Consider the following 13,936-nt stretch of genomic DNA (forward strand, 5'->3'; position numbering starts at 1 on the left):
TTTTGCCATGCTTATGCTTGGACGAATGCTGACGATGGCGATGGCGCTGCTTGGCGGGATCTTCTTTTCCCAGGCGCCGGAATTCGCGCAGCAATACCGCCAGCGGATCGGCGGAGCGCTCGATGAGCTCAAGATCATGATCTCGGAATTCGACGCCCAGGCCAACCATAACGGCCTCGACCGCCAGGAAGCACTCAACATCTATTCCGTCTCGCCGCAGATCTTCCTGCGCAATCAGGGCGACGCGATGCGGCGGACCTTTTCGCGTTACGAGATGCTCGCCGAGCAACAGAAAGAGCTGACCCTGGCGCCGCCGTTCACCAAGCCGTTCGTGGTGATGCGCAATCCTGATTCGACGACGTTTGCGAATGCCTGGCGTGATTTCGTGCCGGGTGTGCCGGTCGATTTCGCAGGCCTCACCTGGGCCGCGGCTGGGCTCTTCTGCGGCTGGCTGATCGCGGCACTTCTCGGCGCCGCCCGCCGCGGCGTCGTTCGCTTGGTAAGGCGGCCGAAACGGACGGACCAGACGTCGACGATTGCGCGATAAAAGAGGGTGGTGATCCCAGATGGATTCGAACCATCGGCCTCAGGATTAGGAATCCTGCGCTCTATCCTGCTGAGCTATGGGACCACGTGAGGAATTCCATACAAAAGGCGAGGCGTTTAGCCAAGCCTTTTCCTCTGCCTCATTCCGTCAACCGCTGTTCGGCGAGCCGAACCCAGTAGGAAATGCCGTAGGAAATCGCCTCGTCGTCGAAATCGTAATGCGGGTTGTGCAGCGCTGCCGTATCGCCGTTGCCGATGAAGATGAAGGCGCCGGGGCGGCGTTTCAGCATGAAGGCGAAATCCTCGCCGGCCATGGTTGGCTCGACATTGGTGTCGACATTCGCGGCGCCGACTACTTCCGTGGCGACCCCGATCGCATGCTCCGTTTCGAGGTCATGATTGAAGGTAACCGGGCACTGGCGGTAATAATCGATCTCCGCCTCGGCGCCGTGGGCACTGACGATACCCTCGACGATCTGGCGGATGCGGTTTTCGGCAAGGTCGCGGGTCGCCTCGCTGAGCGTCCGGACCGTGCCCCAGAGCGTCGCCTGGTCGGGAATGATGTTATAGGCCGTGCCGGCGTCGAAGCGGGTCACCGAAATGACGACCGAGTGGACCGGGTCTGCGTTGCGGGCGGCGATCGCCTGCAGGCTGCCGACCAGCTGCGAGCCGATGAAGATCGGGTCGATGGTCCTGTGCGGCTGGGCCGCATGGCCGCCGCGACCCTTGATGGTGATGGTGAAGCGGTCGGGTGCCGCCATGATGCCGCCCTTGCGGATGGCGAACTGGCCGAGCGGAATGCCGGGCATGTTGTGCATGCCGTAGACTTCCTCGATGCCGAAACGCTCCATCATGCCGTCCTCGACCATCGCCAGCGCGCCAGCGCCGCCCTCTTCGGCGGGCTGGAAGATGAGTGCCACGGTGCCGTTGAAATTGCGGGTTTCCGCGAGGTATTTCGCCGCACCGAGGAGCATCGACGTGTGGCCGTCGTGGCCGCAGGCGTGCATCTTGCCGGGCGTCTTCGAAGCCCAGGGTTTGCCGGTGATTTCGGTGAGCGGCAGCGCGTCCATGTCGGCGCGGAGCCCGATCGTGCGGCCGCCCGGGCCCTTTCCGCGAATGATGCCGACGACGCCGGTGCGGCCGATGCCCGGCACCACTTCGTCGACGCCGAATTCCTTCAGCTTCTGTTCCACGAAGGAGGCGGTGTTCTCGACCTCGTAAAGAATCTCAGGATTTTCATGAAGATATCGTCGCCACTCGCTGACTTCGCCCTGAAGTTCGGCGGCTCGGTTCAAAATCGGCATAATGTTCCCTGTTGCTGGCTGGTCACGCGGTTATGACAAGTCCTCCCGGCCGGAGTGTGCCTGTCATGATTGACGTAATCAATCTTCTTTGCCATTGCTTGGCCACATACGCCGCATATGCGCCACACTCGTTAAAGCCGTAACAACGAGGGAAACCCTTGCCGACTTCAAGCCTCCGATCCGTGTCTGCCACCTGGTTGATTTCTGCCGTGACGGCCATTGGGCTTTTCGTATCCGCGGGCAGCGCAGCCGCCAATCCGAAGATCGTTGTCGATGCGAAGACCGGCAAGGTGATCGCCCATGAGGACGCCTTCCTGAAATGGTATCCGGCGTCGCTGACCAAGCTGATGACCGCCTACGTCGCCTTCAAGGCCCTGAAGAGCGGCAAGCTCTCGCTCGAGACGCCGGTGGTGATGAGCAAGTGGGCGACCGACCAGCCGGCGAGCAAGATGTATTTCACGCCCGGCACGACGATGACGATGGACAACGCGCTGAAGATGATGCTCGTGAAATCGGCCAATGACATGGCGGTCGCGGTGGCCGAGGCTGTCGGGGGCACGCAGGAGCAGTTCGTGGCAATGATGAATGCCCAGGCCAAGGCGCTCGGCATGACTTCGACCCAATACATCAATCCGCATGGCCTGCCGGGCAAGGGGCAGTTCTCGACCGCCCGGGATCTCGCGCTGCTGACGCTGAGGCTCAAGCAGGATTTCCCCGAATATCAGAGCTATTTCTCGCTTGAGGGCATCGATACCGGCACCAAGCAATATCCCAATTTCAACACGCTGATCGGCCGGTTCGACGGCGCCGACGGCATGAAGACCGGCTTCATCTGTGCCTCCGGGTTCAACCAGATCGGCTCCGCGACGCGGGATGGCCGCTCGGTGATTTCCGTGGTGCTGGGTTCGGATAGCCTCGCCGGCCGAGCCGACGACACCGCCAACCTGCTGCAACAGGGACTGACCTCGACGACGGCCGGGGGCGTGGCACTGCCGGCGCTCGCGCCCTATGGCGACACGGCTGAGGTCAACGACGTCAGCGCCGAGATCTGCAATCCGAAGGCCGCAAAAGTGCGCAGCGAAACGCGTGACGATGCGGGCCGCACCATCCAGCATTCGCCCTATATCCATGAAATGGCACAGCCGCCGGTCTATACGCCCCTGACCTTACTTTCCGGCGGCGAGGCTCCCCCGCCGCCGCCCAAGGGCGCCAAGAAGGCAGCGGTTGCCGCAAATGCCCTCAATGTGCCGATCCCGCAGCCGCGTCCGACATTCTGAACGAGAATAGATCATGTCCTCTGCCCGCAACCGGATTCCCGTCTCCATCCTCACCGGGTTTCTCGGCGCAGGAAAATCGACCCTGCTGAACCGCATCCTGAAGGATCCGGGCACCAGTGATACGGCCGTGATCATCAACGAGTTCGGCGAGGTCGGGATCGACAACTTCCTGGTCGAAGCGTCCGGCGATGCGCTGCTGGAGATTGCCAATGGCTGCCTCTGCTGCACGGTGCGCGGCGAACTGGTGGATTCGCTCGCTTCGATCATGGACGGCATCCAGACCGGCCGCCTGAGGCCGATCCGCCGCATCGTCATCGAAACGACGGGCCTTGCGGATCCTGCGCCGGTCATGCAGTCGGTGATGGGTAACCCGGTCATCGCGCAGAATTTCGAGCTCGACGGCGTCATCACGGTGGTTGATGCGGTGAACGGCGTCTCCACGCTCGACCGTCATCAGGAGGCGGTGAAGCAGGTGGCGGTGGCCGACCGGCTGATCATCTCCAAACAGTCAATGGCGGACGCTTCCCAGCTGGCGGCGCTGAAAAGCCGGCTCGCCGCGCTCAATCCGCGGGCGCTGGTCGTCGATGGAGACAGTGAGGAGGCCGGCACGGCCACCATTCTGGTGAACGGCCTCTACGACCCGGCGACGAAGATCGCCGATGTCGATCGCTGGCTGCACGACGAGATGGCGAGCGATGCCAAAGAGCATCATCATCACGATCATGGTCATGACCACCACGATGATCATCACCATGGCCACGAGCACCACGGGCATGGCCATCACCACCATCATCATGACGTGAACCGCCACGGCGACGACATCCGCTCCTTCTCGATCATCCACGAGAGGCCGATCGATCCGATGGCGATCGAGATGTTCATCGACCTGCTGCGCTCGGCGCATGGTGAGAAGCTGCTCCGGATGAAGGCGATCGTGGCACTATCGGATGATCCCGATCGTCCGCTGGTGCTGCACGGGGTGCAGAGCGTCTTCCATCCGCCGCAGCGCCTGCCGAAATGGCCTGACGGCTCCGACCGGCGCACCCGCATGGTGCTGATCACTCAAGGGTTGGAAGAAGCTTTCGTCTCGGATCTTTTTGCCGCATTCACCGGCCAGCCCCGCGTCGACCGGCCGGACCGCGCGGCGCTGGAGGACAATCCGCTTGCCGTTCCCGGCCTTCGGATGTAGGCCCGCTCAACCCTTGCGGATCAGAAACCGGTGTCCCGTCTCGGTTTTTTCCGAGCGGACCAGTTCGTGGCCTTCCTGATTGCAGAAATGCGGGATGTCGATGCCGGCCAGGGGATCGGTGGTTTCGATCGCAAGCTCTGCGCCGCTTGGCATGCCTTTCAGCCGGCGCCGCGTCTTCAGCACGGGCAGGGGACACTTCAGGCCTCTCAGATCGTAGAGGCCTGCGGTCTCAAAGCTCATTCCTGGCTCCAGAATTTCCAGAACGGCTTTTTCTTTTCCTCGCTGATCGGCGGTGCCGCATAGGCGAGCGGGTTCTGAGCCGGGATCGGAACCGTGGCGGTGGTGCCCTGCGCCGTCGTGACGGTCGGGACCGTACCGGTGCTCTGTGCGCCCGCCGCCGGCAAGCGGTCCTGCTTCATGCGATCGGCGGCGGAACCGGCGCGGAAGGTGACGGGCGAGGCGGAGGCAAGCACGGTATTGGCCGGCTTGTTCTGGGAGGCCATCCGCTTTTCCATCATCTGCTGGAATTCCGACTGGCTCAGCAGCTTGCCGGCTTCGAGCGAGGTTCCGGTCGGCGCATAGGCGATATCGCGGCCCTTGCGCTTGTCGGCGACGACTGCCTTGCGTTCGGCTTCGGTCGGCTCGTACCAGACCTTGCCGTCGAACTTCTCCAGCGCCTTCGCGTAAGTCACCTGGTAGGTCTTTTCGTAGGAGGTGAGCGCAGCCGAGAGGGCCGGCGGAGTGGACATGGGCGGGCAGGCTGAGGCGGGAGCGAAGGTGCCGTTGCTATCGGCCTGCTGGTTGAAGACATACTTCTTTTCGCAGACGTTGACTTCCGGCGGACGCTTGGTGACCTCGAAATGATCGTAGCCGGTCTTCAGCATCTTCCAGAAGTCGAAATTCTGGCTGTCGCGGTGACGCGCCATGTTTTCGGCGGTCATGCGGAAGGGAAGCGCCTGCAACTGCACCGAGGTCTGGCCGCCCTTGAAGGCGTCACGGGCGAAGGCATAGATTTCCAGGACCTGTTCGTCGGTCATCGAATAGCAGCCGGAGGATGAACAGGCGCCGTGGATCATCAAGTTCGATCCGCTGCGGCCGTTGGCGGCATCGTAGCGGTTCGGGAAGCCGGTGTTGATGGCGAGGTAATATTTGGAATTCGGGTTCAGATGCGCCGGCGTCAGGTTATAGAAGCCCTCCGGAGCCTGGCGGTCGCCTTCCTTGACCTTGGGGCCGAGCTTCCCGGACCAGGCGCAGATGTCGTAGCTCTTGATCACCTCGAAGCGGTTGTCAGCTCTCGCCTTCCAGACCTCCAGCTTGCCCTCTTCCTTGAGGATGCGGATCATGATCGGCGAATTGCGCGGCATGTCCTTCTTCTGCATCTCGGCGAGAATGCTTGAAGGCAGGGGCTGCTCGACCTTGTTCTTGACGCTCTTCAGGTCGACGCTCGCGGAATCGAGCGTATCGTTGCAGCCCGTCAGGGCTGTTGCCACGAGGAGAGTGAAAGCGATGTGTTTCAGGCGCATCGAGACGGACCACATAGACTTGGAACGACGAACGAATTCGGTACAGGACTTCTAGGAATAAAGCGGTAATCTTTACATATTCTTAACCGCTTGCGCCGGCCTGTCCAGCAAAACCGCCCAGGCCCCAATGTTATCAGCAATATGGCCAAATTTGGCTATTTGAGCGGCGGACAGCCGGAGATCACAGATTACGGCCGATATCGAGGAATTTCTGCCGGCGTGCAGCCCGGACTTCCTCGCCCGAAAGCCTGCCGAGATCTTCCAGCGCCGAAGCGATGACCTTGCCCGTCGCGGTGATGACGGCCTCGGGCTCGCGATGCGCCCCGCCGACCGGCTCCGGGATGATGTCGTCGATGATGCCGAGACCCTTCAGGTCTTCGGCGGTGATCTTCATGTTGGTCGCAGCCTCGCGGGCGCGGGTCGAATCGCGCCAGAGGATCGATGCAGCACCTTCCGGGGAGATGACCGAATAGATCGAATGTTCGAGCATGTAGACGCGGTTGCCGGTGGCAATCGCAATCGCGCCGCCGGAGCCGCCTTCGCCGATCACGACCGAAACCATCGGCACCTTCAGGCCCAGGCACATTTCAGTCGAGCGCGCGATGGCCTCCGCCTGGCCGCGTTCCTCGGCGCCGACGCCGGGATAGGCGCCTGCAGTGTCGATGAGGGTGATGACCGGCAGGTGGAAACGATCGGCCATTTCCATGACGCGGATTGCCTTGCGATAGCCTTCCGGACGCGCGCTGCCGAAATTGTGCTTGAGACGCGTCTTGGTGTCATGGCCCTTTTCCTGGCCGATGACGGCGACGGGCATGCCGTTGAAGCGGGCAAGGCCGGCCTGGATGGCGGCGTCCTCGCCGAAATTGCGGTCGCCGGCGAGCGGCGTGAAATCGGTGAACAAGTGGGCGGAGTAATCGAGGAAATGCGGTCGCTGCGGATGGCGCGCGACCTGCGTTTTCTCCCAGGCGCCAAGCTTGGAATAGATTTCCCTTGTGGCTTCCCTGACCCGGGTCTCCAACCTGCCGATTTCCTCGGACGTATCGATGCTTTCGTCCTCGGAGGCGAGCTTTTTAAGCTCGTGAATCTTGCCTTCGAGATCCGAGATTGGCTTTTCGAAATCGAGATAAGTCTGCATGAGAGCCGGTTTCCGGTTGTTTTATCTCAGGAACACGGAGTTCCCATTTTGTGTTTGGGGCCTCTAATCCCGGTTTTTGGCCTGTTTTGCAAGAGGGTGGTGTGTTTGAACCAGCTCTCGCAGCCTTTCTTCCAGTACATGCGTGTAGATTTGAGTGGTGGAAATGTCGGAATGGCCGAGCAGTTCCTGCACAACACGAAGGTCTGCCCCGTTCTGGAGGAGGTGGCTTGCGAAGGCATGGCGCATCACATGGGGAGATATCGCGGTAGCCCTAAGTCCGGCGCGCGCCGCCAGACCCTTGAGGTCGCGGGCAAACACCTGCCTCGGCAGATAGCCCCCTTTGCCGGCCGAAGGAAACAGCCACGGGCTGTCGTCGGTCTTTGCGAGTGCCAGCCGCCGGACCTCGCCATAGGATGCGACGGCCGCGATCGCCGAACGGGAAAGCGGCACGAGGCGCTCCTTGTTACCCTTGCCGCGGATGATCAGGAAACGGCCCTCCTGGTCGAGAACCTTGATCGGCAGCGATACCAGTTCGCTGACGCGCATGCCGGTCGCGTAGAGCAGTTCGAGCAGCGCCAGCATTCTGAGACGCCCGAGCTGGTCCGGCCCGGGTTCGCCGGCCTCCTTGGCAGCGAGGTCCAGCAGGCGCGTCACCTCGTCCTCGCTCATGATCTTCGGCAGCGAACGGCCTTTTTTCGGCGCGTCGAGGATCGCGGTCGGGTCATCGCCGCGCAGGCCCTCGGCATAGAGGAATTTGTAGAACTGCCGCATCGCCGACAGTTTTCTTGCCTGGGACGAAGCGGCAAAACCCTGGGCGCCGAGATGGGCGAGATAGGCGGAGAGACTGGCGCTTTCAGCCGTCAGGGCCGAGGTGTTGCTGGCAACGAGGAAGGACTGCAGATCTTCGAGATCGCGTTCGTAAGAGGTGAGCGTGTTGCCGGCGGCTCCCCGCTCGGCGCTCATCATTTCGAGAAAGGCTTCGATATGAGCTCGGGAAAGATCGGCCATGTTCCCTGCCGTTATTGTTTCGGCGCTGCCGGGTTCAACCTCTCGGAAGGAATGCGCACCGTCACATCGCGCTCGTGTGGGTCCACCAGCATGACGAGAGCCACCATGCTTCCATAAACGATGCCTGCGATCGCCGCCAGCACGAAGAGGAAACGGAAAAGGGTGGGCATTCACGACTCCTGGGGTTGCGTCGCAATATATCGATAAAGGTTTACATATCGGCAAGAACAAACAATCCCCCGCATTCTTTGAGGGTTGCGACGGCTTGACGCTGCCGATGCATTTGTCGATACCGTTTTCTCGAAACGGACCTAACGATGACAGAAGCCGCAACCTCCGCCGCACCCGCCCTCAGCGAAAAGGCGCGCGCCGTTCTCGGCAAGCGCAACCTGATCTTCGTCGGGCTGATGGGGGCAGGCAAATCGGCGATCGGCCGGCTGGTGGCGCAGAACCTTTCGATTCCCTTCATCGATACGGATGCGGAGATCGAGAAGGTTTCCCGCATGACCATCAGCGAACTTTTTGCGGCTTACGGCGAGACGGAGTTCCGGGCATTGGAAACCCGGGTCATCGAGCGGCTGCTGAGGGGCGGCCCGCGCGTGGTTTCGACCGGCGGCGGCGCCTTCATCAATGAGAACACCCGCCACCAGATCAAGATCGGCGGCATTTCTATTTGGCTGAAAGCAGACCTCGACGTTTTGTGGGAACGGGTGAACAAACGCGACCACCGGCCGTTGCTGAAGACCGAGAACCCGAAGCAGACGCTCGAAAATCTGATGATCCAGCGTTATCCGATCTATGCCGAGGCCGATGTAACGGTGCGGTCCGAAAATGTCCGCAAGGACGTAGTGGTCAACGAGGTGCTCTCCGCGGTGGCCAATCTGTCCGGCGAAGATGAATTGCCCAGCGAAGGTGAATTGCAATGAACATGTCTTCCCGATCCGAGGACCGTAACGCCGAGCGTTTGGTGCACGTGCCGCTCGGCGAACGGGCCTATGACATCCTGATCGGCCCCGGCTTGATCACGCGTGCCGGCGGCGAGATCACCGCGCGGCTGAAGGGCCGCAAGGCAGCCATCGTCACCGACGAGCACGTCGCGCCGCTTTATCTCGAAGCGCTGATGGACAGCCTGCAGACGGACGGGATCGAAGCCGTGTCGCTGACGCTTCCGGCCGGCGAAAAGACCAAGAGTTTCGAACATCTGGCAACGGTCACCGACATGGTGCTGTCGGCCCGTATCGAACGCAACGACGCGGTGATAGCGCTCGGCGGCGGCGTGATCGGCGATCTTGCCGGTTTTGCGGCCGGCATCGTGCGGCGCGGCGTACGCTTCGTGCAGATCCCGACCTCGCTTCTGGCGCAGGTCGATTCGTCTGTCGGCGGCAAGACCGGTATCAACACCCGCCACGGCAAGAACCTGCTCGGCGTCTTCCATCAGCCGGACCTCGTTCTCGCCGATACCGCGGTGCTTGATTCGCTCTCCCATCGCGAATTCCGGGCCGGTTATGCGGAAGTAGCGAAATACGGACTGATCGACCAGCCGGATTTCTTCGCGTGGCTCGAAAAGAACTGGAAAGCCGTATTTGCCGGCGGTCCGGAGCGGATCGAGGCGATTGCCATCAGCTGCCAGGCGAAATCCGACGTGGTGGTCGAGGACGAGCGCGAGACCGGCCGGCGGGCGTTGCTCAATCTCGGCCACACGTTCGGCCACGCGCTGGAGGCTGCAACGGAATACGACAGCAGCCGTCTGGTGCACGGTGAGGGCGTGGCGATCGGCATGGTGCTGGCACATCAGTTCTCGGCGCGCCTGAACCTTGCAAGCCCGGACGACGCGGCGCGGGTGACGGCCCATCTCAAGGCCGTCGGCCTGCCGACGTCGATGAGCGATATTCCCGGAAAACTGCCGCCGACCGAAAAGCTGCTCGATGCAATTGCGCAGGACAAGAAAGTGATGAGCGGCAAGCTCACCTTCATCCTCACCCATGGCATCGGCCAGTCCTTCGTCGCCAACGACGTGCCGTCGTCCGAGGTCTTGAGTTTCCTGGAGGAAAAACGGCCGAAATGACGTCCAAACAGGGCCTCAAGTCGCGTGCTGTCAACGCGGTGATCCGCGGGTTTCTTCGCGCGCTCGGCGTTTCCCTGTCGGAACAGACCCTGGCGCTTTCCAGCCATGACGATCTGCACGCCGCTCTCGATATCGTTCATCGCGACGGAAATTTCGAAAAACAGGACCGCGACCGCCTGAACGGCCTCTTCGAACTCGAGGAGCTCGAAGTCTCCGACGTGATGCGGCACCGCACGGTCATGCGGGCGGTCAATGCCGACGACCCGCCGGAAGTGGCGGTGCGCACCGTCCTCGAAAGCCCCTATACGCGCATGCCGCTCTGGCGCAATTCGACCGAGAACATCATCGGCGTCGTCCACGCCAAGGATCTGCTGCGGGCGCTCGCCGAGCCGAATGTCGAGCCGGAAAACCTCGACATCGTCAAGATCGCCCAGAAGCCGTGGTTCGTGCCGGACAGCACCAGCCTCAAGGACCAGCTCAGCGCCTTCCTGCGACGCAAGGGGCATTTCGCGGTCGTCGTCGACGAATATGGCGAGGTACAGGGCATCGTCACGCTCGAAGACATCCTTGAGGAGATCGTCGGCGACATTGCCGACGAACACGATATCGAGATCCAGGGCGTGCGCCAGGAGGCGGACGGTTCGATCGTCGTCGACGGTTCGGTGCCGATCCGCGATCTGAACCGCGCACTCGACTGGAGCCTGCCGGATGAGGAGGCGACGACGATCGCCGGCCTCGTTATCCACGAATCGAAGCTGATCCCGGAGGAGCGGCAGGCGTTTACGTTCTATGGCAAGCGCTTCACGGTCATGAAACGGGAGAAGAACCGGATTACGAGGCTGAGGATACGCCCGGCTGAAGATGTGTCGCTGCCGGCGGAGTAGCTTTCGTGTTGCGAAAGGCTTTCAAGCGCTGGAATTGCCGGCTTTCCGCCCTAGGCAGACTTCGGCAACGTTGATGATTTGGCTTGCCACCCTGTCGAAATCAGCAGGTCTTCGCGCTCGTTGACCGGCATGGCGCGAATCCGCTGCCGCGCGGTGAGACGTATTGTAGCAAATCCGGCTATGGATAGAACCACTTTGCTGGCAATTCCAAAGATCGTCATGGTCAGGGCCCAGGTTGCCACGTCTTTGCTCACCGCCAGATAAGCATTCAACATGGCGGAGATAAACATGAGACCTGCCCACGCGAAACCCACATAAGTCGCGATATCGGAGGCGACAGCCCTTGCAATCGGAGGCAGGTAGCGGTTCATCCAGCCGGGCCTCAGCATCACAATGCCGATGATCGCGTAAATCGCGCTTGGCTTGAACAGGACAAAGCGCGGGTCGTCCGTCAACACCGTTGCGGTGCCTGACGCGATTACTAGGAAAAGGCTGACCCATTCCATGACGTCGATCGGCTTCCGCCGGGCAAACTGCACCGCGATCTGAATAAGTCCAAGCAACATTCCGAGGCAAGCCGAAAGAACGGCATTATGGGTCAGGGAGAACAGGACGAGAAAGAGCAGGCTTGAGGCCAGATCGCTGAGCAACAATCTGATCGTTTGCAGGAAAGCTTTCATTGGCTGCTGGCCCTTGTGACGACTGCTGCAGAAAATGTCGCCTGTTGGCGCAGCGCCTCATTCCCCAATGCAGATCTCAAATATCCTTTTGCTTCAGAAGGAGCAATGTCAGCTTCTGGGCGTCAATCGACCGCTGCCTCGTCAGCTATCGGGAAGCGGTGCAGGTCGGCCAAAGCGATATCCCACAATGCGTGATGCCCGTACCTTGGCCTCTCGCTCCGCCATCCCTATCTAAGCCCTGTCACCAGCGCGTCGGTTCGCCCGGTGCCGAGGCTTCGACCGCCAGCGCGTGGAGGCCGGCGTCGAGTTCCGGCTTCAGCAGGGCATTCACCGTCCGATGCCGGTCGATCCGGCTCATTCCGGAAAATTTTTTCGAAACGATGCGGACCCGCATATGGGTTTCGCCGGTTCCGGTGATGTCGGGCTGATGGCCGGCGTGCTGATGGCTTTCATCGATGACGACCAGCCGTTCCGGCTCAAGATTGTCGGTAAGCGTGATTTCGATTCGGGATTTGACGGACATCGCGGTCTCCGTTGCGACGCAAAAGGGCATCTCACAAACCAGTAAGAAAGGATTTTGTCAATTCTTGCCGCGCCCTCTTCGTCGCCCCATAATGAGGGCCTTATGAAACTAGATTCCAAATATTTCGACCGCATCCGTACGCGCAAGAACAGGCAGCAGGAAGCTGTGCCTGAAGCGCCTACTTGCCAATGGGACGGGTGCGACAAACCCGGCGTCCATCGTGCACCCGTTGGCCGCAACGCGGAAGGCCAGTTCTTTCTGTTCTGTTTCGAACACGTCAGGGAATACAACAAGGGCTACAACTATTTTTCCGGCCTCTCGGACAGCGAGATCGCCCGTTACCAGAAGGAGGCGATCACCGGCCATCGTCCGACCTGGACCGTCGGCGTCAACAAGGCCGCCAAGGATGCCCCGCTTCATTCGACGGCGCGTTCGGGGGCTGCCGGCGCCACCGGCGCCCAGCAGCGCTTCAGGGATCCGTTCGGCTTCGTGTCCAGTGCGCGGGCGGCGGGCCCCCGTTTCCAGACGCAGGGGCGCAAGCTGAAGACATTGGAAGCCAAAGCCTTCGATACGATGGAGTTGGCGGCCAATGCGTCCGCGGCGGAGATCAAGACCCGCTACAAGGAACTGGTCAAGAAACACCATCCGGATGCGAATGGCGGCGACCGCGGTTCGGAAGAACGTTTTCGTGCCGTCATTCAAGCATATCAGTTGTTGAAGCAGGCGGGTTTCTGCTAAGCCGTAAAAATTATGGCAGTAAGGATGACGGCCGGGCGGCGGCTCGCGCCTTGGAGAGACGATGAGTAAGATTGATCTAGATATTTCCAACCTTCCCGACACCACCGTTTCGGTCAGGGAAGTCTTCGGCATCGACAGCGATATCAGGGTTCCGGCATATAGCAGCGGCGACCCCTACGTACCGGATCTCGACCCGGACTACTTGTTCGACCGCGATACGACGCTCGCCATTCTCGCCGGCTTTGCACATAACCGACGCGTCATGGTGTCCGGCTTCCACGGCACCGGCAAGTCCACCCATATCGAGCAGGTTGCAGCTCGCCTCAACTGGCCGTGCGTGCGTATCAACCTCGACAGCCATGTCAGCCGTATCGATCTCGTCGGCAAGGACGCGATCGTGCTGAAGGATGGCAAGCAGGTCACCGAATTCAAGGACGGCATCCTGCCCTGGGCCTACCAGCACAATGTCGCGCTCGTCTTCGACGAATACGATGCCGGCCGCCCGGACGTCATGTTCGTCATCCAGCGCGTTCTGGAATCCTCCGGCCGCCTGACCCTGCTCGACCAGAGCCGTGTCATCCGTCCTCACCCGGCATTCCGCATCTTCGCGACCGCCAACACGGTCGGCCTCGGCGATACGACCGGCCTTTACCACGGCACGCAGCAGATCAACCAGGCGCAGATGGACCGCTGGTCGATCGTGACGACGCTGAACTATCTGCCGCACCAGAAGGAAGTCGACATCGTCGCCGCCAAGGTCAAGTCCTTCGGTCGCACGGCCGAGGGTCGCGAGACGGTGTCGAAGATGGTGCGCGTCGCGGATCTTACCCGTTCGGCGTTCATCAACGGCGATCTCTCGACCGTCATGAGCCCGCGTACCGTCATCACCTGGGCGGAAAACGCCGAGATCTTCGGTGACATCGCGTTTGCTTTCCGCATCACCTTCCTCAACAAGTGCGACGAACTGGAACGCACGCTGGTCGCCGAACAGTACCAGCGTGCCTTCGGCGTCGAGCTGAAGGAAAGTGCCGCCAACATCGTTCTCGGAGCCTAAGCGGAGACGA

At 61.2% G+C, this 13,936-nt stretch carries 15 protein-coding genes, 1 tRNA gene and 1 pseudogene; 8 read left to right on the forward strand and 9 right to left on the reverse strand.

All coding sequences use genetic code 11. The features are described from left to right. The first annotated feature begins 7 nt into the window (after positions 1–7). Entirely contained in the window at positions 8–547 is a 540-nt protein-coding gene (locus AC1DLT_RS16365; RefSeq protein ID WP_477487414.1) for a DUF2937 family protein, read from the forward strand. A gap of 7 nt (positions 548–554) precedes the next feature. Here the strand turns inward: AC1DLT_RS16365 and AC1DLT_RS16370 are convergent. Together AC1DLT_RS16370 and AC1DLT_RS16375 are read right to left on the reverse strand one after the other, a co-directional pair. Beyond that, a tRNA-Arg gene (locus AC1DLT_RS16370) sits at positions 555–631 on the reverse strand. Between the two features lie 55 nt (positions 632–686). Further along, entirely contained in the window at positions 687–1,850 is a 1,164-nt protein-coding gene (locus AC1DLT_RS16375) for a M20 aminoacylase family protein (protein ID WP_477487415.1), read from the reverse strand. A gap of 200 nt (positions 1,851–2,050) precedes the next feature. On the opposite strand from AC1DLT_RS16375, the gene AC1DLT_RS16380 reads away from it, so the two are divergent. Continuing rightward, the gene (locus AC1DLT_RS16380) at positions 2,051–3,127 is read left to right on the forward strand and encodes a D-alanyl-D-alanine carboxypeptidase family protein (RefSeq protein WP_477487456.1); all 1,077 of its coding nucleotides are present in this window, start codon (positions 2,051–2,053) and stop codon (positions 3,125–3,127) included. Between the two features lie 13 nt (positions 3,128–3,140). Further along, entirely contained in the window at positions 3,141–4,316 is a 1,176-nt protein-coding gene (locus AC1DLT_RS16385) for a CobW family GTP-binding protein (protein ID WP_477487416.1), read from the forward strand. A 6-nt stretch (positions 4,317–4,322) separates the two neighbouring features. Here the strand turns inward: AC1DLT_RS16385 and AC1DLT_RS16390 are convergent, their stop codons facing one another. The 5 genes from AC1DLT_RS16390 to AC1DLT_RS16410 form a co-directional block, all read right to left on the reverse strand. Continuing rightward, entirely contained in the window at positions 4,323–4,556 is a 234-nt protein-coding gene (locus tag AC1DLT_RS16390; protein WP_247136370.1) for a sulfurtransferase TusA family protein, read from the reverse strand. Next, complete coding sequence (locus tag AC1DLT_RS16395) at positions 4,553–5,839, reverse strand: L,D-transpeptidase family protein (RefSeq protein ID WP_477487417.1); 1,287 nt, start codon at positions 5,837–5,839, stop codon at positions 4,553–4,555. Before AC1DLT_RS16395 ends, AC1DLT_RS16390 begins: the two co-directional genes overlap by 4 nt. A gap of 181 nt (positions 5,840–6,020) precedes the next feature. Further along, positions 6,021–6,974, reverse strand: coding sequence for an acetyl-CoA carboxylase carboxyltransferase subunit alpha (locus AC1DLT_RS16400; protein ID WP_038546395.1), 954 nt, complete (start codon positions 6,972–6,974; stop codon positions 6,021–6,023). Positions 6,975–7,037: 63 nt separating this feature from the next. Continuing rightward, positions 7,038–7,982, reverse strand: coding sequence for a site-specific tyrosine recombinase XerD (gene xerD / locus AC1DLT_RS16405; RefSeq protein WP_477487418.1), 945 nt, complete (start codon positions 7,980–7,982; stop codon positions 7,038–7,040). 11 nt (positions 7,983–7,993) lie between these two features. After that, positions 7,994–8,152, reverse strand: a complete 159-nt coding sequence (locus AC1DLT_RS16410; RefSeq protein ID WP_038546390.1) for a hypothetical protein — start codon at positions 8,150–8,152, stop codon at positions 7,994–7,996. Positions 8,153–8,299: 147 nt separating this feature from the next. Here AC1DLT_RS16410 and AC1DLT_RS16415 point away from each other — a divergent pair, with 147 nt between their 5' ends. The 3 genes and pseudogenes from AC1DLT_RS16415 to AC1DLT_RS16425 all read left to right on the forward strand — a co-directional run. Further along, positions 8,300–8,908 (forward strand): shikimate kinase, encoded by a 609-nt coding sequence (locus AC1DLT_RS16415; RefSeq protein WP_038546387.1) that lies wholly within the window; start codon positions 8,300–8,302, stop codon positions 8,906–8,908. Next, positions 8,905–10,047, forward strand: a complete 1,143-nt coding sequence (aroB, locus tag AC1DLT_RS16420; RefSeq protein WP_477487419.1) for a 3-dehydroquinate synthase — start codon at positions 8,905–8,907, stop codon at positions 10,045–10,047. Before AC1DLT_RS16415 ends, aroB begins: the two co-directional genes overlap by 4 nt. An 11-nt stretch (positions 10,048–10,058) precedes the next feature. Further along, a pseudogene (locus AC1DLT_RS16425) lies at positions 10,059–10,931 on the forward strand (HlyC/CorC family transporter); the annotation flags it as partial. 50 nt (positions 10,932–10,981) lie between these two features. Here the strand turns inward: AC1DLT_RS16425 and AC1DLT_RS16430 are convergent. Next, positions 10,982–11,611 carry an inner membrane-spanning protein YciB gene (locus AC1DLT_RS16430; RefSeq protein ID WP_477487420.1) on the reverse strand — a complete coding sequence of 210 codons (630 nt, stop codon included), beginning with the start codon at positions 11,609–11,611 and terminating at the stop codon, positions 10,982–10,984. Between the two features lie 241 nt (positions 11,612–11,852). After that, a complete protein-coding gene (locus AC1DLT_RS16435) occupies positions 11,853–12,134 on the reverse strand; it encodes a BolA family protein (RefSeq protein ID WP_477487421.1) in 282 nt (93 codons plus the stop codon). Positions 12,135–12,236: 102 nt separating this feature from the next. Between AC1DLT_RS16435 and AC1DLT_RS16440 the strand changes: the two genes are divergently transcribed. After that, positions 12,237–12,872: a J domain-containing protein gene (locus AC1DLT_RS16440; RefSeq protein WP_038546382.1), complete on the forward strand. Its 636-nt coding sequence runs from the start codon at positions 12,237–12,239 to the stop codon at positions 12,870–12,872. A 61-nt stretch (positions 12,873–12,933) separates the two neighbouring features. Next, positions 12,934–13,926, forward strand: coding sequence for a cobaltochelatase subunit CobS (cobS, locus tag AC1DLT_RS16445; protein ID WP_038546380.1), 993 nt, complete (start codon positions 12,934–12,936; stop codon positions 13,924–13,926). Positions 13,927–13,936 lie beyond the last annotated feature (10 nt).

This window comes from Neorhizobium sp. 05N33 (assembly GCF_056397445.1).

What these genes read in the sequence shown, in the direction of transcription:
- AC1DLT_RS16365 (WP_477487414.1), top strand. Translation starts at nt 8, where the DNA reads ATGCTTATGCTTGGACGAATGCTGACGATGGCGATGGCGCTGCTTGGC.
- AC1DLT_RS16375 (WP_477487415.1), bottom strand. Translation starts at nt 1,850, where the DNA reads ATGCCGATTTTGAACCGAGCCGCCGAACTTCAGGGCGAAGTCAGCGAG.
- AC1DLT_RS16385 (WP_477487416.1), top strand. Translation starts at nt 3,141, where the DNA reads ATGTCCTCTGCCCGCAACCGGATTCCCGTCTCCATCCTCACCGGGTTT.
- AC1DLT_RS16390 (WP_247136370.1), bottom strand. Translation starts at nt 4,556, where the DNA reads ATGAGCTTTGAGACCGCAGGCCTCTACGATCTGAGAGGCCTGAAGTGT.
- AC1DLT_RS16395 (WP_477487417.1), bottom strand. Translation starts at nt 5,839, where the DNA reads ATGCGCCTGAAACACATCGCTTTCACTCTCCTCGTGGCAACAGCCCTG.
- AC1DLT_RS16400 (WP_038546395.1), bottom strand. Translation starts at nt 6,974, where the DNA reads ATGCAGACTTATCTCGATTTCGAAAAGCCAATCTCGGATCTCGAAGGC.
- xerD (WP_477487418.1), bottom strand. Translation starts at nt 7,982, where the DNA reads ATGGCCGATCTTTCCCGAGCTCATATCGAAGCCTTTCTCGAAATGATG.
- AC1DLT_RS16410 (WP_038546390.1), bottom strand. Translation starts at nt 8,152, where the DNA reads ATGCCCACCCTTTTCCGTTTCCTCTTCGTGCTGGCGGCGATCGCAGGC.
- AC1DLT_RS16415 (WP_038546387.1), top strand. Translation starts at nt 8,300, where the DNA reads ATGACAGAAGCCGCAACCTCCGCCGCACCCGCCCTCAGCGAAAAGGCG.
- aroB (WP_477487419.1), top strand. Translation starts at nt 8,905, where the DNA reads ATGAACATGTCTTCCCGATCCGAGGACCGTAACGCCGAGCGTTTGGTG.
- AC1DLT_RS16430 (WP_477487420.1), bottom strand. Translation starts at nt 11,611, where the DNA reads ATGAAAGCTTTCCTGCAAACGATCAGATTGTTGCTCAGCGATCTGGCC.
- AC1DLT_RS16435 (WP_477487421.1), bottom strand. Translation starts at nt 12,134, where the DNA reads ATGTCCGTCAAATCCCGAATCGAAATCACGCTTACCGACAATCTTGAG.
- AC1DLT_RS16440 (WP_038546382.1), top strand. Translation starts at nt 12,237, where the DNA reads ATGAAACTAGATTCCAAATATTTCGACCGCATCCGTACGCGCAAGAAC.
- cobS (WP_038546380.1), top strand. Translation starts at nt 12,934, where the DNA reads ATGAGTAAGATTGATCTAGATATTTCCAACCTTCCCGACACCACCGTT.